The sequence below is a fragment of the Stenotrophomonas sp. YJH_SMC_21 genome, from assembly GCF_059369555.1.
The window spans coordinates 101015-122444 of sequence record NZ_JCAFSU010000001.1 but is presented as its reverse complement, the minus strand read 5'-3'; the positions used below and the strand labels follow the sequence as shown (position 1 = coordinate 122444).

Sequence of the window (21430 nt, the reverse complement as noted above, 5' to 3'; positions counted from 1 at the left end):
ATGGCGGCATGAGCGAATACACCATCCTGATCGCCGATGACCACCCGCTGCTGCGTTCGGCGGTGGTGCAGTCATTGCGGCAGAGCCTGCCGCTGGCGCAGGTGCGCGAGGTGGCCAGTGCCGATGCCCTGGCCGAAGCGCTGGATGCCCACCCGGATGTGGACCTGGTGCTGCTGGACCTGACCATGCCCGGCGCGCACGGTTTCTCCGCGCTGCTGCACGTGCGCGGCTCGCATCCGGACATTCCGGTGGTGATCCTCTCGTCCAACGACCACCCGCGGGTGATCCGTCGTGCCCAGCAGTTCGGCGCGGCTGGTTTCATTCCAAAGTCTGCTCCGGCCGAGACCATCGGCGAGGCGGTGCAGGCGGTGCTCGATGGTGGCCTGTGGTTCCCGGCGATGGCCGCCGAACGCTCCGAGGCCGACGCACTGCTGGCCAGCCGCCTGGCCCAGCTGACCCCGCAGCAGTTCCGCGTGCTGCTGTGCCTGGCCGATGGCCTGCTCAACAAGCAGATCGCCTATACGCTGGGGTTGGCCGAGAACACGGTGAAGGTGCATGTCACCGCGATCCTGAAGAAGCTCGAATGCCACAGCCGCACACAGGCAGCGGTACTGGTGAAGGCGCTGGAGCCTGAGGGCGACGCCGGCATCGGGTTGTAGTTTCCAGCCAACGGCGCAGCCCCTCGTGGGTGGGTTTGGGTTGGTCGCTGAAAGCAGAAGCTGCGAGCGGGCCGGTCGGGTTGGGTGCGCGGGGGACGCCGTGAATCCGTCCCTGGAGGCTTGGCAGCCGCATCCATGCGGCTGACACCCCCGCGCACCCAACCCGACCGGCCTCTGACAGATTTCGGTGGCCTGTCACCCACGGAAGAGAAAAGAAGATCAAAAGCAAAGGCAGCCTGGCAGGCCATTTTTCGTAGAACCGAGCCCACGCTAGGCTGCTTTCTGGCCGGTCCGTGAAGCCGAGCATGGGCTCGGCTCTACACGAGCAAGCGCAGCGCGCGACCCGCTTTTGATCTTTTTTCTTCTCCGAGGGTGGACGCGCACGGAACGTGTCCGTGGCCGGGCAGATGGGCTGCACAGGGGCGTGAGCCGCATGGATGCGGCGACCGAGCTTACAGGGACGTACTTGCAGCGGCCCCTGTGCAGCCCATCTGCCCGGCCCCACCGATGAACTGCTTTGTGCGACCACCCACGAGGGGCTGCGCCGTTGGCTGGGAACTACCCGCGATGGCGGATCAACAACTGGCTCATCAACGCCCGCAGCGCCGGCGGCTTCACCGGCTTGGCCATCATTCCCCAACCGCGCTCGGCGGCCATCTCACGCAATCCCGCATCGCGCTCGGCGGTGACCAGCACCACCGGCGGACGGGCCTGCCACAACTCGGCCAGCGTCTCGTACAGCACCGGCCCGTGGTGATCGCCCATGCGCACATCCAGCAGCACCAGCTCCGGCACCGCGCCTGTTGCCGCCAGCTGCAGCGCCGCCTGCGGGCCGTCGGCCAGCGCCACCTCGCAGCCCCAGCGCTCCAGCAGCGCGCGGCTGGCGGCGCAGACGTGCGGATCGTCGTCGATCACCCACACCCGGCGACCGCGCAGCGGGTTGTCCGCGGCCGGTTCCTGCACCAGCACCGGCACAGGAGCAGTAGCGGGAATCGCGCTGGCTTCGCCGAACGGCACGCCCACCGCGAACACGCTGCCCTGGCCCAGCTGCGAGCGCAGGCGGATCGGGTGGCCGAGCAGCCGACCGATGCGGTCGACGATCGCCAGGCCAAGGCCGGCGCCGCGCTGCTGGCCGTCGTGCAGGCGGCGGAACTCCTCGAAGATCTCGCCCTGCAGCGCATCGGGAATGCCGGGGCCCTGGTCGTGAACTTCGATCCACAGCAGGCCTTCGCGGCGACGGCAGCCGAGCAGCACGCGGCCACGTTCGCTGTAGCGCAGTGCGTTGGACAGGAAGTTCTGCAGGATGCGGCGCAGCAGCGCTTCATCGCTGACCACCACCGCAGCGGTATCGACCCAGTCGACCACCAGCCCACGTGACTGCGCGGCGATGCCGAACTCGCGTGCCAGCGTCTGCAGCAAAGGCCCGAGCCGGAACGCCTGTACGCGCGTGGGCAGGCTGCCCGATTCCAGGCGCGCGATATCCAGCAGGCTGTTGAGGATCGCATCCTGCGCGGCCAATGCAGCATCGATGTGGTCGCTGGTCTGTTGCTGCGCCGGGTCACTCAGCTTGCCGCGCAGCACCGAGACGAACATGCGCGCCGCGTTGAGGGGCTGCAGCAGGTCGTGCACGGCCGAGGCAACGAAACGGGTCTTGTAGCGGTTGGCCTGCTCGGCTTCGCGGCGGGCTTCTTCCAGATCATGGGTGCGCTCGGCGATGCGGTGTTCCAGCGCATCGGCCAGGGAGCGCAGTTCGCGCGCGGCGTTCTTGTAGCTGGTGATGTCGGCATAGCTGGTGACGAAGCCGCCGTCAGGCAGCGGATTGCCACGGATCTCCAGCACCGTGCCGTCGTCCTTCTCGCTCTCGCGCATGTGCGGGCGGCCGCTGCGCAGGTGGTTCAGGCGACGCTCGATTGCTTCATCGACCGGGCCCGGACCGAGCAGGCCACGGCGTGCGTTGAAGCGGAACAGTTCCTCGATCGGCCGGCCGACGCGAACCAGGTCCTGTGGGAAACGGAACAGTTCCAGGTAGCGCGAGTTCCACGCGACCAGGCGCAGTTCGCGGTCGATCACCACCACGCCCTGCGGCAGGTGTTCGAGGCTGCGGCTGAGTCCGCTGTCGGCGTCGGTGGCCGCCTGCAGCAGGCCATCCTGTGCGGTGCGCAGTTCCTGTGCGTGCTGCTTGAGCAGGGTTTCCAGTTCGCGGCGGCTGCGCAGGCGATGCTTGGCAAGGCGTCGGCGCTGCTGCACGAACAGCACCAGGAAGCCCAGCGCCAGCCACGCGGCACCTCCGGTGAGGGCGGCTGCGCGACCGGCGGTGGTGGCGGCGCTGGCGTCGTGCAGCAGATGCAGGTTCCAGCCTTCGGCGGGCAGCGGCAGGCTTTGCCACAGCATCGGCTGCGGCAGTGTGGGATCGAGCAGGCGCACCATGCGGCCACCATCGGCAAGCACGTCTTCAGTACGCGCGCGCAATGGCTGCAACGCGCGGTCGGCGTATTGGCGGGCGTCCAGCATTTCGCGGCGCTCATCGGCGCCCAGCGGGCGCAGCAGGCGGTAGCGCCAGCTGTCACGGTTGGCCAGGAACACCACGTCATGGTCGTCGCTGGCCAGCACCACGTCCGGGCTGCTCAACCATTCCTGTTCCAGCGCCGACAGCTCGACCTTGATCACCACCACGCCGAGCCGCTTGCCGTCTTCCTCGATGGCCTGCGACAGGTAGTAGCCGGGTACGCCGGTGGTCATGCCGATGCCGTAGAAGCGGCCGCGGCCCTGCGCCAGTGCCTGCCGGTAGTAGGGGCGGTAGCTGTAGTTCTCGCCGACGTTGCTGGTCGGCTGGTCCCAGTTGCTGGCCGCCACTGCCACGCCGTCGTGGCCGACCAGGGTCAGGGTCGAGGCACGGGTGACTTCATTGGCGCGTTGCAGCTTGAGGTTCAGCCGCTGCTGTTCGGTGGGCGAGGGCGGCACACGCAGGGCGTGCAGCAGATCCGGATCCAGCGCCAGTACCTGCGGCAACGTGCCGAAGCGGTCGATGCGCTGCTGCAGGCCCTGGCCGTACAGCTGCAGCTGGCGTTGCACCTGGCTGCTTTCCTCGCCGAGGGCGCGCCGCCAGGCGTAGTGGCCGGCGGCGACCGCACAAAGCACGGTGCCTCCGACCATCACCAGGATGGTCAGCAACAGCATCCGGTGGCGGCTGAGCCAGTACATGGCGGCAGTCTACGCAGGGCCGGCGGGCGTGACGTGCACGCCCGCCGGGATCTGACGTGGAAGGGGTCAGAAGTGCATCTGCGCGCGCAGCTCGAAGATCTCCGGCGTGCTGTGCACACCACGACGGCTGGCGTCGACCTTCACGTAGTTGGCCTGGAACTTGAAGTGGCTGGTCAGGTACCAGTTCGCGCCCAGGGTCAGGTCGTGCTGGCGGCCACCAAGGATGCTGCCATCGTCCAGGTCCATGCGGCTGTAACGGGCCACCAGTTCCACCGCGCCGTAGTCGTGCGCCGGCTTGATGTTGGCCACGGCACCTGCGTTGTACGGGCGCGACTCGCCGGTCAGCACCCAGCTGGCCATCGCGTACTGGCCGCTGCCGGTGTAGTCGGGCTTGCCGTCATGGCGGGTGACCGTGGCGCGCAGGGCTTCGGCCTGCAGCGAGAACGGACCGCGGATCCAGATGCCTTCCAGGCCGGTGCGGCGGATCTGGTCGGCGGTGACCAGGGCGCCGGAATCGACGTAGCGGATGTCGGTCAGGCCGGCTTCCGGGCGTGCGCGAAGGCGCGCGCTGGCCTCGTGGTGCACGTCACGGCCATCGCTGTAACCGCGCGGATTTTCCTGCGAGTAGGCCAGTCCCAGGTGGATCACGTCACCGGGCGCCTTCACCGGGGTCCACACCGCACGTACTGCCTGGGTGGTCCCGGGGTTGTCACCCTGCAGGTCCTTGCCGCCATAGGCGCCGGCCTGCAGCAGGTACTGCGGACGCTCCAGCACCCATTCCACGCCGGTGCGGCGGCCTTCGTAGAAGGCCTGCACGGGCAGTGCGGTTTCCAGGAAGCTGCCGGCGCGCGAAGAGGTGTTCGCATCCAGGCCGACCGGCGTCTTCATGTAGCCGAAGCGGAAGCGACCGATGTCGCGACCGAAGAAGGCCTTGCTCTCGAAGCGCACGAACACGTCCAGCCAGGTATCGGACTGGAAGTCGTAGTAGACCATCGCGTCGTAGACGCCCTTCTTCTTCAGCGTCGCACCGAACTCCTTGCGGCGCACGGCGTCGTCGTCCTCCAGGCCGCTGCCCGAGGAGAAATCGTTGTAGTCGTAGGCGATGTTGGCGGTAGCGGCCAACTCGGTGCCGTCGCCGAAGGCGTACTTGGTCGGCCAGTTGTCGAAATCGGCAGCCGAAGCGAAGGCGGGAAGCGCGGCCAGCGACAGGGCCAGCAAGGTGGGAATCGGGCGCATGTTGGGTGCGGCTCTCTCAGATTGCGTGTGGACAGGACAACAACGGCCGCAGGGGCCGAAACTTTCGCAATGACGCGCCCGGCCGTTCAGCACGGGCCACCGGCCTCCCCAGGATCGGGCGGTGCGGCGCCAGTGTAGGCATCGCCGCCACCTGAACCGGGGGGCTAGTACCAATAGGTTATCTGCGCCGGCGTGCCCGGCGCGTACAAAGGCGTCCATTGGTCGCACCTCCTGCGCATGCAGCACAGGGCCTGCGATCAGTTTCCACGGTAACGGTTCCCGTGCTGTCCCGGGGCCGTACGTGCCTGAAAACGCCACTTCCGGAGTCCGCCATGCACATCCCGACCGCAGCCCCGGCGCCTGCAAAGCCGTTGCCGATCTATCGCCAGCTGTATTTCCAGGTGATCGTGGCGATCGTCCTGGGCGCCATCCTCGGCCACTACGAACCGCTGATCGGCGAGAAGATGAAGCCGCTCGGCGATGCCTTCATCAACCTGGTGAAGATGATCATCGCGCCGGTGATCTTCCTCACCATCGTCACCGGCATCGCCAGCATGACCCACCTGCGCACGGTGGGCCGGGTGTTCGCCAAGGCGATGGCGTACTTCCTGTTCTTCTCCACGCTGGCACTGATCGTGGGCATGATCGTGGCGCACGTGGTGCAGCCCGGCGCCGGCATGAACATCAACCCGGCCGAGCTGGACCAGACCGCGGTGCACAGCTACGTCGAGAAGTCGCACGACCTGACCCTGGTCGGTTTCCTGATGGACATCATTCCGAAGACGCTGGTGAGCGCCTTCGTCGACGGCAACATCCTGCAGGTGCTGTTCATCGCGGTGCTGTTCGGCATCGCGCTGGCCTCGGTGGGCGAGAAGGGCAAGCCGATCCTGAACTTCCTGGAGGCGCTGGTCGCCCCGGTGTTCAAGCTGGTGCACATCCTGATGAAGGCCGCCCCGATCGGTGCCTTCGGCGCCATCGCCTTCACCATCGGCAAGTACGGCGTCGGTTCGCTGGTCAACCTGGCGTGGCTGGTGGGCTCGTTCTACCTCACCGCGTTCCTGTTCGTGGCAGTGATCCTCGGTGTGGTCTGCCGACTGTGCGGCTTCTCGGTGTTCAAGCTGGCGCGCTACCTGAAGGCCGAGCTGCTGCTGGTGCTGGGCACTTCCTCGTCGGAGTCGGCGCTGCCGTCGCTGATGGAGAAGATGGAACGCGCCGGTTGCAGCAAGTCGGTGGTGGGCCTGGTGGTCCCGACCGGCTACTCGTTCAACCTGGACGGCACCAACATCTACATGACCCTGGCGGCACTGTTCATTGCCCAGGCCACCAACACCGAACTGACCCTGGGCCACCAGATCGCCCTGCTGCTGGTTGCCATGCTCAGCTCCAAGGGTGCGGCCGGCGTCACCGGTGCCGGCTTCATCACCCTGGCCGCCACCCTTGCCGTGGTGCCGGAGGTACCGGTGGCCGGCATGGCGCTGATCCTGGGCGTGGACCGTTTCATGAGCGAATGCCGCTCGCTGACCAACTTCATCGGCAATGCGGTGGCCACCGTGGTGGTTTCGCGCTGGGAAGGCGCGCTGGACCGCAACCGCCTGCAGCTGGCGCTGGATGGCCGCGAAAGCGAGCTGCCGCCGCCGGTGGACGCACTGCCCGAGGCGCTGCCGGCCAAGGGCTGACCCAGGTGTGTGGTACCGCGGGGCCGATCACGACAGTGGTACGGCCCCGCGGCGTTTCAGCGCGTCCCATGGCTGTCATCGGGGGCGCCGATGCTTGGCATCCCGGTACCGTCGCATACGGCACGGAATTGTGCAGTCGCAGCATGCCTGCGACAGGATAGCGACAGGTCCAGACGCTCCAACGGGGGTATCATCCCCTGTCCCTTCTGCCCATTCATGTAACCCACATCGATGTCCAACGAAGATTTCAAACAGGCCGCCCTCGATTACCACCGGATGTCCCCGCCGGGAAAGATCAAGGTTTCCGCTACCAAGCCCATGCTGACCCAGCGCGACCTGTCGCTGGCGTATTCGCCGGGCGTGGCGTACGCCTGTGAAGCGATCAAGGCCGACCCGCAGCAGGCCAGCGAGCTGACCGCCCGCGGCAACCTGGTGGCGGTGATCTCCAACGGCACCGCGGTGCTGGGCCTGGGCAACATCGGCGCGCTGGCCGGCAAGCCGGTGATGGAAGGCAAGGGCGTGCTGTTCCAGAAGTTCGCCGGCATCGATGTGTTCGACATCGAAGTGGATGAAACCGACCCGGACAAGCTGGTCGACATCATCGCCTCGCTGGAGCCGACCTTCGGCGGCATCAACCTGGAAGACATCAAGGCGCCGGAGTGCTTCGTGGTCGAGCGCAAGCTGCGCGAGCGCATGAAGATTCCGGTGTTCCATGACGACCAGCACGGCACGGCGATCATCGTCGGTGCGGCCGTGCTCAACGCCATGGCGATCACCGGCAAGAAGATCGAGGACGTGAAGCTGGCGACCACGGGCATGGGCGCGGCCGGCATTTCCTGCGTGAACATGCTGGTGCAGCTGGGCCTGAAGCCGGAAAACATCCTGGCCTTCGACCGCGAGGGCGTGATCCACACCGGTCGTACCGACCTGGATCCGGAAAAGCAGCGCTATGCGCGCGACACCGACAAGCGCACCCTGGCCGAGATCGTCGACGGCGCGGACATCTTCCTGGGCCTGTCGGCACCGGGCATCCTGACTGCCGACATGGTTAAGACCATGGCGCCGGACCCTGTGATCTTCGCGCTGGCCAACCCGACCCCGGAAATCATGCCGGAGGTGGCGCGCGCCGCGCGTCCGGACGCGATCATCGGCACCGGCCGTTCGGACTACCCGAACCAGGTCAACAACGTGCTGTGCTTCCCGTACCTGTTCCGCGGTGCGCTGGACGTGGGCGCCACCGCGATCAACGAGGAAATGAAGATCGCCTGCGTGCGTGCCATCGCCGCGCTGGCCCGTCGTGCGGCCACCGACATGGGCTCGGCCTACGGTGGCGAGACGCCGAGCTTCGGCCGTGAATACCTGATCCCGCGCCCGTTCGACCGCCGCCTGCTGGTGGAGCTGTCGGCCGCCGTGGCCCAGGCCGCGATGGACTCGGGCGTGGCCTCGCGCCCGATCGAGGACATGGGCGCCTACCGTGACAAGCTGGCCCAGTTCGTCTACCGCACCAGCCTGATGATGAAGCCGGTCTACGACCGCGCGCGCAGCGACAAGCAGCGCGTGGTGTACGCCGAAGGCGAAGAGGAAGTGGTGCTGCAGGCGGTGCAGAACGTGGTCGACGACGGCCTGGCACACCCGATCCTGATCGGCCGCCCGGAAGTGATCGAATCGCGCATCGAACGCCTCGGCCTGCGCCTGAAGATCGGCGAGAACGTTGAAGTCACCAACATCAACGACGACCCGCGCTTCAACGAATACTGGCAGTACTACCACGGCCTGACCGGCCGTCGTGGCGTGACCGTGGCCGCGGCGAAGAACCTGATGCGTTCGCGCCCGACCCTGATCGCGGCGGTGATGGTGGCCCGTGGCGAAGCCGATGCGATGCTGACCGGCATCGTCGGGCGCTTCCACAAGAAGCTGGGCTACGTGCGCAGCGTGCTGCCGCTGGAGCCGAAGGTCACCTCGACCTCTGCGATGACCGGCGTGATCAACCAGCAGGGCGTGTTCTTCTTCGTCGATACCCACGTGCAGGAAGACCCGACCGCCGAGCAGCTGTGCGAAGCGACCCTGCAGGCGGCCTACCGCATGAAGCTGTTCGGCATCGAGCCGAAGGTGGCGCTGCTGTCGCACTCCAACTTCGGCAGCCACGATTCCAAGGACGCGCTGAAGATGCGCCAGGTGCGCGAGCTGCTGCTCAAGCGCAACCCGCGTCTGAACGTGGACGGCGAAATGCAGGGCGACACCGCATGGGATGAAGCGCTGCGCCAGAAGCTGCTGCCGGGCTCGACCCTGCAGGGTCGCGCCAACCTGTTCGTGCTGCCGAACCTGGAAGCGGCCAACATCGCCTACAACCTGGTGCGTGTGTTCACCGACGGCGTGGCGATCGGCCCGATCCTGATGGGCGTGAACAAGCCGGTGCACATCCTGACCACCAGCGCGACCTCGCGCAGGATCCTGAACATGACCGCGATTGCAGCGGTGGATGCGCAGATCAGGAAGCAGATCGAAGCGGAAAAGAAGGCCTGAGGCTTTCTTCCCGATTCGATCTGCAGAAACGCGCCCTACGGGGCGCGTTTCTGTTTCCGCAAAGCGGAAACGGGTAGAGTCGACTGTTAGTCGACTGCTCTTGATTCGGGCGCCGAAAATCCCGCGCTATCGCGCGATAGTCGACCAACGGTCGACTCTACCGGTCCCAACGCCGGTCCCGATGCCGGTCCCAACGCCGGTCCCACCGCTGCCACACGCGCTACGCAACCCGGTCATGTCCCTGCAACGCCGTTGCGGCCCAATACGCCCACGCGGCCCGGCCGTGGGAAGGGACCGGACCGGCCTTCCCACCCTGGGCCCGACCAACTTTCCACGGGTGAGGGTGTCATGCGCAATCGAGTGACGCGGCGGTACTTCCAGCAGTTGTTCGCGCTGTACGCCGGCTTCGTGCAGTCGCGCTGAGGCGTAGACGCCAGCGAGGTAGAGTCGACCGTTGGTCGACTATCGCGCGAAGCGCGGGGTTTTCGGGGGCTGTACGAAAGGCAGTCGACTAACAGTCGACTCTACCCAGTCGCCGCAATACCCAGTCGCCGCAATACCCAGTTGATCGCCCAGTCAGCGCCGCTTGCCGCGGCGCGCTGGTGCCGGCGGCGGTGCATCCGAACGCGGCTTGGCGTACTGCGTCCACAGCGCCGGCAGTGCCTTGCCGGTGTGCTTCTGCCACAGCGCCGGCGTATAGCGGCCGTCGCGCAGGGCCTTGTCCAGCGCCAGCACCAGGCCGGGATACTCGGCCTCGGCCCATTTCAGGAAAGCACCGGTCACCCGGTAGCCGCTGTCGAAATTCTGCCCCTTCTCGACCTTGCCCGGCAGTACCCAGCCTGCGGCGGCATTGTCCATGCCGTAGCGGTCGCGTGCGTAGTCGGCGATGCCTTCCACCAGCCACCCCGGCACCCGTGCATCGCCGTAACCTGGATAGCCCTGCACGATGTGCATCGCCTCATGGGTGACCAGGTCGATGTCGTTCGGGTGCTGCGCCAACCAGCCTGGGTTGATGGTGATCGTCGCTGCCTGGTCCTTGTCGCCGACGAAGGCGATGCCGGTGTAGGCCGGATCGATCACGATGCGCACCATCGCCGGCGCGGCCGGGTGAAAGTCCGCGCGTTCGCGCAGGTAGGCGAAGAAGAACGTATCGATCACCCGCTTGCGCTGCGGCGCGGCCAAGGCGCCACGGGCGTCCTGGTAGTTCAGCGTCACGCCGTCGCGGGTCAGCTGCGTATCGAACGCCTGGGTCTGGCCGAAACTTGAGAAGGACAGGGCAACAAGGGCCAGAGGCAGAAGACGGTAGCGCATGCGGCTCATTGTACGGTGCCGGCCGCCAGCAGTTCGATCTCCGCCAGTGGCAGCCGTGCCGGTGCCGCCAGGCGCAGGCGGTATTCGCTGTAGCGGCCGGGTCTGGCGATGCGGAACGGACGGGTCTGGCGGGCGGATTCGAAGTCTTCGCCGCTGCGCTGGTCGAGCACGGTCCAGCTGCCGCCGCCGTTGCGCGCCTCCAGCGTCCACTCACCGCCCTGGATGCGGCCGTCGCCGCTGGTGAGCGTGTACATCGTCGGCGTGCCGTCGCTCAGTCCGGTCAGCGCGATGGTTGCGCCGCCGCCCAGGCCCACGGTGGTACTCGCATCGTCATCGACCAGTGCGGGCAGGGCGCGGCCATCGGCCAGCGTCGCCTTCGCGCCGCTGCCGAGCAGGTCGTGCAGCAGCTGCGGGCGCTGGCCGCGCGCGGTCAACGAGCGCGGCACATCGTCCACGCCGCTGCCCCAGCGCGACGGACGGGGTCCCATCACGAAGTCGAGGGTCGCGCCCTTGGCGATCAGGTCGTGTGGCACCCAGGTCTTCGTCCACGGCTTGCCGTTGATCTTCAGCGACTGCACGTAGACGTTCTCGCGCGAGTTGTTGGCCGCGTTCACGGTCAGCACCGCGCCACCCTGCAGCTCCACGCGTGCATGTTCGAAGGCCGGCGAGCCGATCACGTACTCCGGGGCGCCCATGCGCAGCGGGTACAGGCCCAGCGAGGCCAGCACGTACCATGCCGAGGTTTCGCCGTTGTCCTCATCGCCCGGATAGCCCTGGCCGATCTCGCTGCCGACGTAAAGCCGCGACAGGATCTCGCGCACGTGCTGCTGGGTCTTCCACGGCTGCCCGGCATACAGGTACATCCACGGGATGTGGTGCGCCGGCTGGTTGCTGTGCGCGTACATGCCCATGCGCACGTCGCGCGCTTCGGTCATCTCGTGGATGGTGCCGCCGTAGGAGCCGGCCAGTGCCGGGTCTGCGGTTTCCGGCGTGGCGAAGAAGGTATCCAGCTTCGCCGCCAGCTTGTCGCGGCCACCGTACAGCGCGGCCAGGCCTTCGCCGTCATGGGCGGCAGTGAAGGCGAAGGTCCAGCCGTTGGATTCGGTGTAATCGTGGCCCCACACGCGCGGGTCGTAGTCCTTGGCGTCCACGCGCCAGCGGCCATCCGCCTTGCGGCCCTGGAAGAAGCCGGCGGCAGGGTCGAACATCGTCGCGTAGCTGGCAGCGCGGTGGCGGAAGTAGTCGGCTTCGGTGCTGTAGCGCTCGCGTGCGGCCGGCGTGGCCGCGCGCTTGGCCAGCGCATCGGCCATGTTGGCGATGCCGAAGTCATTGAGTGCGCCTTCCATCGTCCACGACATGCCCTCATGCACGTCGGCGCTGGCGTAGCCCCGGAAGGTCGAACGGTCCATGCCCTTGCGGCCGACATGGCGGTCGGGTGGTACCACGGTCGCGTTCTTCAGCGCGGCGGCGTAGGCCTCGCCCGGATCGAAGCCGCCGACGCCCTTCAGCCACACATCGGCGAAGGCCACGTCCGAGCTGGTGCCGACCATCAGGTCCGCGTAGCCCGGCGACGACCAGCGCGCGATCCAGCCGCCAGCGCGGTACTGCTCGATGAAACCCTGCACCATCTGCCCGGCATCGTCGGGCGTGAACAGCGCGTAGGCCGGCCACGTGGTGCGGAAGGTGTCCCAGAAGCCATTGTTGACGAACACCTTGCCATCGCGCACGGCGGCAAAGGTGCGGGTCGCGCTGCCATCGGTGTTGTCATCGCTGGCGCTGGCCTGGTTGGCGTAGCGCCACTCCGGTGCGGCGGTGCTGCCCACGTTTTCATGGCCGGAATTCGGGTACAGGAACAGCCGGTACAGGCTGGAATACAGCGTGGTCTTCTGGTCGTCGCTGGCATCGCCGATGTCGAAGCGGGCCAGGCGTGCGTCCCATGCATCCTGCGCACGGCCGGCCACGCTCTCCAGCGTATCGGTGGCGGCGATTTCCAGCGCCAGGTTGTGTCGTGCCTGCTCCACCGAGATCAGCGAAGTGGCGATGCGCATGGTCACCCGTCGTTCGCTGCCGGCATCGAACTTGATGTAGCCGGTCGGTCGGCCGGTGTCGAGGCGCCCACTGCTGCGCCACGGCTTGTCGAAGCGGGCCACCACGTACATGCGGCTGGCGCCGTTGGACAGGCCGCTGCGCGTGTCGGTGTAGCCGGACAGCGTCTGCGTGGCGGCGTCCAGAGTCAGGCCACCGCGTGCATCGACATTGTCGAACAGCAGGTTGGCGTCGCCGTCCTCCGGGAAGTCAAAGCGGAACAGCGCGGCATGGTCGGTCGGCGCGATCGATGCCGCGACGCCGTTGTCGAAGCGCACGTCGTAGCGGTAAGGGCGGGCGCTTTCATGGCTGCGGTCGAACGACAGGGCACGCTTGCGGCGGTCAGCCTCCGGCACGCCACGACTGGCCGATGGCATCACCTGGAAGGTCTGGCGGTCGCCCATCCACGGGCTGGGTTGGTGGCTCAGCGCAAGCGCCTGCAGCTGAGGACGGTTCTGCGCGTCGTTCTGCTCGTTCCAGCGGTACAGCCAGTTCAGCGCACCGGCATCGGTGACCGGGGTCCAGAAGTTGAACCCGTGCGGCACCGCCGTGGCCGGGAAATTGTTGCCACGCGAGAAGGTGCCGTTGGCCTGGGTACCGCGGGTGGTCAGTACCCAGTCGGAGACGCGCGCTGGCTGCTGCCGTGGCACGGTGTCCAGGCGAACGTCATCAATCCAGCCGGAGACCGGTGCGCCGTCGGCACTGGCCACCTCCAGTTCGATCGCCACCACGCGGCGGCCCTTCAGCGCGGGCACATCGCCCAGCCGCACCGCCTTGCGCGCCCATTGCTGCGGGTACAGCGTCTTCGAGTCGCCCTGCGCGCGGGCGCCGAGGGCCACCCCATGCTGGTCACGCGCAGCGCCGGCCGAAACCCGACTGCCATCGTCCAGCAGCAGGTCCAGAGACACATAGGTCGAAGCCACGGTGTCCTTGCCGACGATCTCCGGCAGCACCAACCACGACAGGGTGGTATCGGCCTCGATGGTCACGTCCGCCTTGAACAGTTCGCGCCGCGCATTGCCACCTCCACTGCTGTAGCGCAGTGCGTGCAGGCCGCTGTAGCCGACATTGCGCTTGGCGGCGTAGGGCGCCGCGGGGCCATTGCCGATCGTGACCTGCAATGCGCCTGCGGCCGGTTCCGGAGCCGGCTGGCCCGGCTCGAACGAGCTCTGCAGTCCCTGTGCCAGCACCGGCATCGCGGTAGTCGCACAGGCCAGGGCCAGGGCGAGCGGAAGCAGGGCGCGGCGTGGATCGGACAGGGTCATGCAGGGGTCTCCCGGAAGGGCTGGCGGCGGGCAGAACCCGCATCGGCGGACACCACGGACAGCATCGCTCCGCCCGCCGCGATGGCAGTGGAAGAGGCGATGCCGGTCCGGTGGGGGCGGGCCATGCGATCGGGTCGGATTGGGATAGGCCGGTTCACGACCTGGCCCGATCCTGCAACAGCCGTGGCAACCTGACAAGTGCCATTTAGTTCGATCCAAATGCGGTAAATATCGTTGTCGGTGGTTTCCCGGGGTGGATCTGCAGGATCGGTCGGGAATTCCCACCGGCACCTCATCCCGAAGTGGCATGCAAGGTCGCAGGGAATCGGCCCGGTACGCGCAAAGACCCGTTGCGGCGCAATGTCGGGGCGGCCTGGATGCTAGAATCACAGGCCTCGCAACCCGTTCATCGACATCCGCCATGAGCCATACCGCCACTGCGCCCGCCAACGCCGAGAAGCGCTACACCGTGCACCGCAGCGATCTGCCGCTGAGCTGCCCGACCCCGGAAATGGCGCTGTGGAACTCGCATCCGCGCGTGTACCTGCCGATCGAAGACGAGCCCAATGGCGAAGCGCAGTGCCCGTACTGCGGTTCCGTGTTCGTGCTGGCCGACTAAGCGGCCGCCCCTTCGATGCGCCGATTGACCGTGGTGCAGTTGCTGCCGGCGCTGCACTCCGGCGGCGTCGAGCGCTCGACCCTGGAAATCGCTGCGGCCCTGGTCGCCGCCGGCCATCGCGCGCTGGTGGTTTCCGCCGGTGGCCGCCTGGTGCAGCCGCTGCTCGACAGCGGTGCCGAGCACCTCACCCTGGACATCGGCCGCAAGTCGCTGCTGACCCTGCGCCACTTGCCGACCCTGCGCCGCTTGTTTGCCGAGATTGGTGCGGACATCGTGCATGCCCGCTCGCGGCTGCCGGCCTGGCTGGGTCTGTATGCAATCCGTGCCCTGCCTGCCGCGCAACGCCCGCACTGGGTGACCACCGTGCATGGGCTGAATTCGCCCAGCCGCTACAGCGCGGTGATGACCAGCGGCGAACGCGTGATCTGCGTGTCCAACACCGTGCGCGATTACGTGCAGCGGCACTACCCGACCGTGCCCGAACAGGCATTGCAGGTGATTCCGCGTGGCGTCGATGTGGCCCAGTTCCCGCGCGTGGCGCGTGCCGATCGCCGTCCGCGGATGGCGCTTGCGGCAGAGTACCCATGGCTGGCGCAGGTTGAAGGCCCCTTGCTGCTGTTGCCGGGGCGTGGCACCCGCCTGAAGGGCCACGCACACGCATTGCAGCTGCTGGCGGATGTGCGCGCCGCCGGCGTGCCGGCACAGTTGTGGATGCTGGGCACCGATGAGCCCGGCCGTGAAGCCTACGTGGCCGACCTGCGCCGGCAGGCGGCCGCGCTCGGCGTGGCCGAGGCCGTGCACATCAGCACGCCGACCGCACGCATCGCCCAGGCCTACGCGGCCAGCGACCTGGTACTGCAGCTGTCGGACAAGCCCGAAGCGTTCGGCCGCACCGTGGTCGAGGCGTTGTCGGTGGGCCGGCCGGTGCTGGGTTGGGACCATGGCGGCGTCGGTGAGCTGCTTCGGCAGCTGCAACCCGCAGGTGCCGTGCCGCTCGGCGATGCGCGGGCATTGGGTGAACGTGCGCTGGCCCTGCTGGCCCAGCCCCCGTCCTTGCCGACCCGCATCCCGTTTACCCTGCAGGCCATGCAGCGCGATACCCTCCGCCTCTATGCCAACCTCGCCGGCTGACCCCGCCGTCATCGTGCGCGACGACCGCGCCGGGCGCTGGGCGCCCTGGTGGGTGCTGGCGTACGTGGCGATGTGGCCGTTGCCAGGCATCGCCGAAACCGTGTTGGGCCTGGGCGCGCTGTACGCGGCGGCGCGCATGGTGACGCGCCGCCTGCAGCGCCGCCCGCATCTGTTGAGCACGGCGGCCTGGGCACTGACTTCGATCCTGTTCCTTGGTTACTGGCTGCCGCAGGCATTCTCCGCATTCGATGCGATCGATCCGGCGGCCTCGTGGACCAAGGCTGCTGCGGGCCTGCGCTATCTGCCCTTCATGTGGCTGGTGGCGATCGCAGTGGCTACGCCGGAGCGGCGGCGGCTGACCTTCGCGGGGCTGGCACTGATCACCGGCGCATGGACGCTGGATGCGCTGGTGCAGGCGGTGGCCGGCACCAGCCCATGGTTCTGGTCGCTGGAACACCTGAAGCTGGCGGTCAGTGGCCACGCACTGTGCCCGGCCGACGAGGCCGCACTGGCAGATCGCCTCAGTGGCGCACTGGGACCGTGCAACCTGAAGTTCGGCCAGGTGCTGGCCAGCCTGTCGCCGTTCCTGCTGCTGCCCGCCGCGCGGCGCTTTGGCAATACGGGCTGGCTGCTGGCTGCGGCAGCGCTGGGCAGCGTGCTGCTGTTGGCCGGTTCGCGCGCCTCGTGGATCACCTTCGCGCTGGTGCTGGCCTACAGCGGCGTGCGCCAGTTCGGCTGGAAACGGCTGGCGGCGCTGGCGCTGGTGGCGGTGCTCGGCGCCGGTGCGCTGACCGCCAGCGTGCCGCAGCTGCGCGAGCGCTTCGCGCGAACGGCCATGGCCCTGGATGGGGGTGAGCGTGGTGTCGACGAGGCCCTGTCAGGGCGCGCGCGGATCTGGGAAGCCGCCGCCTGCATGATTGAAGAGCACCCGATCAATGGCGTGGGTGCACGTGGTTTCCGCGATGCCTATCCCGCTTGCGTGGCGGAGGACGGGCCGGCCGTGTGGGGCAATGCCCCGGCGCTTCATGCCCATCAGATCGTGCTGGAAATCCTCGCAGAGACTGGAGTGATTGGTCTGTTGCTGTGGCTGGCGGCGGTGGCCCAGGCCTGGCGCGCATGGCGCTACGCGCCGGCAATGGCCCGCGAACGCGCGCGTCCGGCGATGCTGGCGCTGGCGGTGACCGTGTTCCCGCTGAACACCCATCTGGCGTTCTATTCGGCCTTCTGGGGTGGCCTGACCGTATTGCTGGCCGCGCTGTTCGCCGGCAGCCTGCTGGCGCGCGACGCGGACGACACGCCGACGGCGGTGTGATCGTCCATCCAGCATGGCGTGGCTCTACTGCGCGTACCGAACGGAGATTGCTGTGGTGGATCCACGCCATGCGTGGATGGAGCTTTCCCGACGCAAACACAGGTAACCCACCCCCACCGGTGTTTCCATGCGTATCGTACGCTCGAGGCATGGCCAGCCCAAGACTCCGCTACGGTCGATATTCCCGATCCGGCAACGTGTACTCATTGACCACGGCAACCCTTGGCCGTGAACCGTTGTTCGCCGATGCGGCGAACATGGCGATCCTGATCGACACCCTGCGCTTCGTCGAGCGTAGGGGCTTCCGCCACAATCTCGCCTGGGTGGTGATGCCCGACCATCTGCACTGGCTGATGGAACTGCGCAGTGGCAGCGCGCCTATCACGACCATGCAGTGCGGACCGACGAATCACTTCACGAGAAGGCGATGTACATCCTGGCCAATCCGGTCCGTGCGGGCTTGGCGTGCGTGGTGGGGGAGTACCCGTACGCCTGGTGCCGCTGGCCGTTGTGAATCCCGGCACGGAATCGAAGAGCATCCACGCATGGCGTGGATCTACTTGTAGAAATCGCTCCGCCCGCCTGGCTGGCGCTTGAAGCGGCGGTGGATCCACAGGTACTGGTCGGGCGCCTCGCGCACCATCTCTTCGATGGCCTGGTTGACCCGCGTGGTATCGGCTTCCACGTCGTCGCTGGGGAAATTCTCCAGTGGCGCGCCGATCTTCAGGAAGTACTTCCCGCCTTCGCGGCGATGGAAATACGGGATCACCGCACAGCCGGTCATCCGCGCCAGCTGGTGGGTGGCGGTGATGGTCGAAGCGGTGTGGCCGAAGAACGGCACGAACACGGTGTCCTTGCCGCGCATGTCCTGGTCGGGCGCGTACCAGAGGAAGCCGCCCTTCTTCAGGTGGCGCACGGTGGCGCGGATGTCCTCATTGGCGAACATTGCCTTGGCGTAGCGCAGGCGGCCGAACTTCACCGCCCACTCGTACACCGGGTTCTTGTGCTTGCGGTACATGCCTGAAAGATCAACGTAGTCGCACAGCAGGCGCCCGCACATTTCCAGGGTCATGAAATGGCCGGACACCAGCAGCACGCCACGACCTTCGGCCTGCATCTGCCGCAGATGTTCCAGTCCTTCGATCTGCACCTGCGGGCGGATGCTGTCGATGCTGCCCCACCAGGCGCGGATGCACTCGAACACGCCCACACCCAGGGCATCGAAGCTGTCGCGCACCAGGCGCTGGCGCCAGGCCTCGTCCTTCTCGGGGAAGCACAGCTGCAGGTTGACCTCGGCGGCGCGGCGACGGCTGCCCAGCAGGCGCCAGGTGATCCAGCCGACGCCCCGGCCCAGCGCACGCTGCAGCATCCACGGCAGGCGGGCGATGGCGAAGGCGCCCAGCATGGCGGCGAACATCGGCCAGTTGCGGGGATCGCGCAGCGACGGGCGGACGGCGGTGGTGGCATCGGACATTGGCCCATTCTACCAAGGCGGCCGCGTGTCTTTCCCGGGGGGCTCCCGTATCCTTGCCGCATGCGTAAAGACCCTGTCGAATGGATCCTGCGCGGCCTGTATTCGGTCGTGCTCTACATCCTGCTGCCGATCACCGTGTACCACCTGGTCTGGCGCGGCTTCCGGGTCCGTGAATACTTCCGGCGCTGGGATGAGCGCTATGCCTCCTATCCGCAGCCCACCGGCCAACCGCGGGTCTGGCTGCACGCGGTCTCGGTGGGCGAAGTCAATGCCGCTGCGCCGCTGGTGAACGCGCTGCGCAAGGAGCGCCCGGACATCCGCTGGGTCATCACCACCATCACCCCGACCGGCTCCGAGCGCGTGCGTGCGCTGTGGGGCGAGGCCCTGGACCACGTCTACCTGCCGTATGACGTGCCCGGCAGCGTCAACCGCTTCCTCGGCCACTTCCAGCCCAGCCTGGCGCTGATCCTGGAAACCGAACTGTGGCCGAACATGCTGTTCGGCTGCCGTGACCGTGGCATTCCGGTCTACATCCTCAACGCGCGCCTCTCGGCACGTTCGCTGCGGGGCTACCGGCTGCTGGCGTCATTGATCCGCCGCGCACTGCGCACGGTCACCTGCGTGGCCGCGCAGTCGCAGGACGATGCCGAGCGTTTCGTGCAGCTGGGTGCCGCGCCGGAGCAGGTGCAGGCGCTGGGCAACCTGAAGTTCGACATCACTACGCCGGACGTGCAGGGCTTCGTCGAGCAGTTCCATGCCCGCGTGCCGGCCCGGCGGCCGGTGTGGATCGCCGCCAGTACCCATGATGGTGAAGAACAGGCGGTGATCGATCTGCATCGTCGCCTGCGCCGGCAGCACCCCGACCTGTTGCTGCTGTGGGCGCCCCGGCATCCCGAGCGCTTCCCGAAGGTGGAGGCGCTGGCGCGGGAGCAGGGCTGGAACGTGGCAACCCGGCGCGCGAAGCAGTGGCCGGAGGTTGGAACCGATGTGTTCGTCATCGATACCCTGGGCGAGCTGATGCCGTTCTATGCCTGCGCGCAGGTGGCGTTTGTCGGTGGAAGCCTGCAGCCGATCGGTGGCCACAACCTGCTGGAGCCGGCGGCGATGGGCACCGCTGCGGTGACGGGCCCGCACCTGCACAACTTCTCGGAGATTTCCCGTCGGATGCGCGAGGCGGGCGCGCTGTTGATCGGCGAAGACGTGCAGGCGGTCGGCGAACTGCTGCAGCACCTGCTCGAAGATCCACAGGCACGCGAGGACATGGCGCGGGCAGGCTGCACGCTGATCAGCAACGGACGCGGTGCCCTGCAGCGTACGCTGGCGCTGGTCGGACCGCACCTGCCGCCGCCTTGCCGCTGAGTCCGAAGGGCCGGCGCACGCGACGTGACTGTCGTGAAAGACCGCGTCAATTCTGCTTAGCGACCTGGAATCTGTCGTAGCGGGACCGGGAGCTTCCTTGCCAACGTGCCTGCCGTCACATCGTGATGCGCATGGCGCGTATTCCGATACCGCCTCCCGGCACAGGCTGTCAGTCTGCTGTCGACCGCGCTTGGGCGGATATCAAGGGAACTTGCGATGGACAGCGACAGCAGCCCCGGCATCGATGAGCCCGGGTACGGCGATCGCCTTGTGGTGGTGGCACTGACCTTGCTGCTGGGAGGCGGCGTGGTCGCGCTGGTCGGCCAGCACACCGCAGGCCAGGCAGGCCCGGCCATCGTCCTGAGCCTGCTGCTGGCCGCGCTGGGCACAGGGCCGCTGCTGTACTGCCTGCACGTTCTGAACCAGCAAAGGCCCGCTGCCGATGGCCTGCATGGCGTGGTGCGGGACTGCTGGGGAGGCGTGCCGGCCGTTCTGCTCGGTGGCGCGCTGCTGCTGGAACTGGTGGTGACTGCCGCTGGCGTTGCGCAGTCCGTCGCCAACCATCTGCATGTACTGCTGGCTGGTTGTGGAATAGAGGCCAGCAACGGGATGCCGGGTCAACTGATGGCTGCTGCCAGCCTGCTGTTGCTTGCAGGGGTCGGATTGCTGCGGCCACACCGTGTGGTGCTGGTTGCCTGCGTGCTGCTGACGGTGAAGGTCGGCGCCGGCCTGCTGTTGCTGGTGCTGGCAGCCCGCCATGTGCACTACGCGTACTGGATTCCATGGCTGCCGCCGGCAACGGCTCCCTATCGCTTCGGGTTCGGCGGTGTACTGGCGGCGAGCGTGCCGCTGTACGGTGTGTTCGCCACCGTTGGCCTGGCGCTGGGATTTCCTGGCATCGGCAGGCAGGCGAGGGCACGGCCGTCGCTGCTGCCGGCGTGCGTGCTGCTGGCCATGGTGCTGCTGATCGTACTGGCCGCGTTGCAGGCGGGCCTGGTCGAATTTCCGGCCCTGGCCAGCACGCGGCCTTTGTCGGTCGCCCTGCAGCATCACCCGCAGTTGTACTGGGTGATGCCCTTGCTGCCGCTGGCGGGAGCGGCAGGGTTGGTGGCGCTCATCCTGGTGCTGCTGATGTTGGCTGCGCGGGTGGCGATGCAGCTATGGCCGACGGCAGGTGACCGATCCCTGGAGTTCCGGGAGAGACTGGTGCCGGTTGCCGTCGTCCTGTCGACGGCATTGCTGGCGTTGTGGGCGCCCATGGGCAGCCTGCCGGTACTGCCTGGTCCGGCAACCCTGTTGGTGATGGGGGCCGTGTGCGTGGCCGTGCTGCGCGGACGGGCACCGCGGTCACGCGCCCTGCCGGTGCTGGCTCCCGTAGCCATCGCACTGTGTCTGCTGGCCGCAGTCGAACGGATGCGGGTCTGGCCCGGCTGACGGTCGGTGGGTGCATGCTTCCGTCCGCGCGACCAACAAAAAAAGCCACCTCTCGCGACTCATACCCTAAATGTACATAGGATGCATGGGTGGCTTCCTATGTCACTGATACGTATACGGATGTACTCGATTGCATTGCTATGTA

At 67.4% G+C, this 21430-nt stretch carries 13 protein-coding genes and 1 pseudogene; 9 read left to right on the top strand and 5 right to left on the bottom strand.

Features of this window, described 5'->3' with window-relative positions; all coding sequences use genetic code 11:
- Positions 1 to 8: 8 nt before the first annotated feature.
- Complete coding sequence (locus AC5P67_RS00520; protein ID WP_005410976.1) at positions 9 to 659, top strand: response regulator; 651 nt, start codon at positions 9 to 11, stop codon at positions 657 to 659.
- A 558-nt stretch (positions 660 to 1217) separates the two neighbouring features.
- Here AC5P67_RS00520 and AC5P67_RS00515 read toward each other — a convergent pair.
- Positions 1218 to 3860, bottom strand: coding sequence for a hybrid sensor histidine kinase/response regulator (locus AC5P67_RS00515; RefSeq protein ID WP_495214258.1), 2643 nt, complete (start codon positions 3858 to 3860; stop codon positions 1218 to 1220).
- 66 nt (positions 3861 to 3926) lie between these two features.
- On the bottom strand, positions 3927 to 5096 hold the full coding sequence (locus AC5P67_RS00510; RefSeq protein ID WP_005414426.1) for an OprO/OprP family phosphate-selective porin: 1170 nt from the start codon (positions 5094 to 5096) through the stop codon (positions 3927 to 3929).
- Positions 5097 to 5428: 332 nt separating this feature from the next.
- On the opposite strand from AC5P67_RS00510, the gene AC5P67_RS00505 reads away from it, so the two are divergent.
- Positions 5429 to 6772, top strand: a complete 1344-nt coding sequence (locus tag AC5P67_RS00505) for a dicarboxylate/amino acid:cation symporter (RefSeq protein ID WP_005410972.1) — start codon at positions 5429 to 5431, stop codon at positions 6770 to 6772.
- Positions 6773 to 7003: 231 nt separating this feature from the next.
- Entirely contained in the window at positions 7004 to 9295 is a 2292-nt protein-coding gene (locus AC5P67_RS00500) for an NADP-dependent malic enzyme (RefSeq protein WP_012481213.1), read from the top strand.
- 576 nt (positions 9296 to 9871) lie between these two features.
- On the opposite strand, the gene AC5P67_RS00495 is transcribed toward AC5P67_RS00500, so the two are convergent.
- On the bottom strand, positions 9872 to 10615 hold the full coding sequence (locus tag AC5P67_RS00495; RefSeq protein ID WP_032966989.1) for a basic secretory protein-like protein: 744 nt from the start codon (positions 10613 to 10615) through the stop codon (positions 9872 to 9874).
- Positions 10612 to 13956 carry a GH92 family glycosyl hydrolase gene (locus AC5P67_RS00490; RefSeq protein WP_495214257.1) on the bottom strand — a complete coding sequence of 1115 codons (3345 nt, stop codon included), beginning with the start codon at positions 13954 to 13956 and terminating at the stop codon, positions 10612 to 10614. The genes AC5P67_RS00495 and AC5P67_RS00490 overlap by 4 nt, the downstream gene beginning before the upstream one ends.
- Before the next feature lie 421 nt (positions 13957 to 14377).
- On the opposite strand from AC5P67_RS00490, the gene AC5P67_RS00485 reads away from it, so the two are divergent.
- The 4 genes and pseudogenes from AC5P67_RS00485 to AC5P67_RS00470 all read left to right on the top strand — a co-directional run bounded on the left by AC5P67_RS00485 (position 14378) and on the right by AC5P67_RS00470 (position 17532).
- The gene (locus AC5P67_RS00485; protein WP_005410967.1) at positions 14378 to 14575 is read left to right on the top strand and encodes a zinc-finger domain-containing protein; all 198 of its coding nucleotides are present in this window, start codon (positions 14378 to 14380) and stop codon (positions 14573 to 14575) included.
- Between the two features lie 15 nt (positions 14576 to 14590).
- Entirely contained in the window at positions 14591 to 15706 is a 1116-nt protein-coding gene (locus AC5P67_RS00480; protein ID WP_065183165.1) for a glycosyltransferase, read from the top strand.
- Positions 15687 to 17018, top strand: coding sequence for an O-antigen ligase family protein (locus AC5P67_RS00475; protein WP_012481209.1), 1332 nt, complete (start codon positions 15687 to 15689; stop codon positions 17016 to 17018). Before AC5P67_RS00480 ends, AC5P67_RS00475 begins: the two co-directional genes overlap by 20 nt.
- Positions 17019 to 17167: 149 nt before the next feature.
- A pseudogene (locus AC5P67_RS00470) lies at positions 17168 to 17532 on the top strand (transposase).
- 42 nt (positions 17533 to 17574) lie between these two features.
- On the opposite strand, the gene AC5P67_RS00465 reads toward AC5P67_RS00470, so the two are convergent.
- Positions 17575 to 18492: an LpxL/LpxP family Kdo(2)-lipid IV(A) lauroyl/palmitoleoyl acyltransferase gene (locus tag AC5P67_RS00465; protein WP_005410964.1), complete on the bottom strand. Its 918-nt coding sequence runs from the start codon at positions 18490 to 18492 to the stop codon at positions 17575 to 17577.
- 60 nt (positions 18493 to 18552) lie between these two features.
- Here AC5P67_RS00465 and waaA point away from each other — a divergent pair, with 60 nt between their 5' ends.
- Positions 18553 to 19851: a lipid IV(A) 3-deoxy-D-manno-octulosonic acid transferase gene (waaA, locus tag AC5P67_RS00460; RefSeq protein WP_099527286.1), complete on the top strand. Its 1299-nt coding sequence runs from the start codon at positions 18553 to 18555 to the stop codon at positions 19849 to 19851.
- Positions 19852 to 20067: 216 nt separating this feature from the next.
- Complete coding sequence (locus AC5P67_RS00455) at positions 20068 to 21285, top strand: amino acid transporter (RefSeq protein ID WP_495214256.1); 1218 nt, start codon at positions 20068 to 20070, stop codon at positions 21283 to 21285.
- Positions 21286 to 21430: the final 145 nt, after the last annotated feature.

Bases quoted from the DNA above. Each gene is read 5' to 3' on its own strand.
- AC5P67_RS00520 (WP_005410976.1), top strand. From the start codon at position 9: ATGAGCGAATACACCATCCTGATCGCCGATGACCACCCGCTGCTGCGT.
- AC5P67_RS00515 (WP_495214258.1), bottom strand. From the start codon at position 3,860: ATGTACTGGCTCAGCCGCCACCGGATGCTGTTGCTGACCATCCTGGTG.
- AC5P67_RS00510 (WP_005414426.1), bottom strand. From the start codon at position 5,096: ATGCGCCCGATTCCCACCTTGCTGGCCCTGTCGCTGGCCGCGCTTCCC.
- AC5P67_RS00505 (WP_005410972.1), top strand. From the start codon at position 5,429: ATGCACATCCCGACCGCAGCCCCGGCGCCTGCAAAGCCGTTGCCGATC.
- AC5P67_RS00500 (WP_012481213.1), top strand. From the start codon at position 7,004: ATGTCCAACGAAGATTTCAAACAGGCCGCCCTCGATTACCACCGGATG.
- AC5P67_RS00495 (WP_032966989.1), bottom strand. From the start codon at position 10,615: ATGAGCCGCATGCGCTACCGTCTTCTGCCTCTGGCCCTTGTTGCCCTG.
- AC5P67_RS00490 (WP_495214257.1), bottom strand. From the start codon at position 13,956: ATGACCCTGTCCGATCCACGCCGCGCCCTGCTTCCGCTCGCCCTGGCC.
- AC5P67_RS00485 (WP_005410967.1), top strand. From the start codon at position 14,378: ATGAGCCATACCGCCACTGCGCCCGCCAACGCCGAGAAGCGCTACACC.
- AC5P67_RS00480 (WP_065183165.1), top strand. From the start codon at position 14,591: ATGCGCCGATTGACCGTGGTGCAGTTGCTGCCGGCGCTGCACTCCGGC.
- AC5P67_RS00475 (WP_012481209.1), top strand. From the start codon at position 15,687: ATGCCAACCTCGCCGGCTGACCCCGCCGTCATCGTGCGCGACGACCGC.
- AC5P67_RS00465 (WP_005410964.1), bottom strand. From the start codon at position 18,492: ATGTCCGATGCCACCACCGCCGTCCGCCCGTCGCTGCGCGATCCCCGC.
- waaA (WP_099527286.1), top strand. From the start codon at position 18,553: ATGCGTAAAGACCCTGTCGAATGGATCCTGCGCGGCCTGTATTCGGTC.
- AC5P67_RS00455 (WP_495214256.1), top strand. From the start codon at position 20,068: ATGGACAGCGACAGCAGCCCCGGCATCGATGAGCCCGGGTACGGCGAT.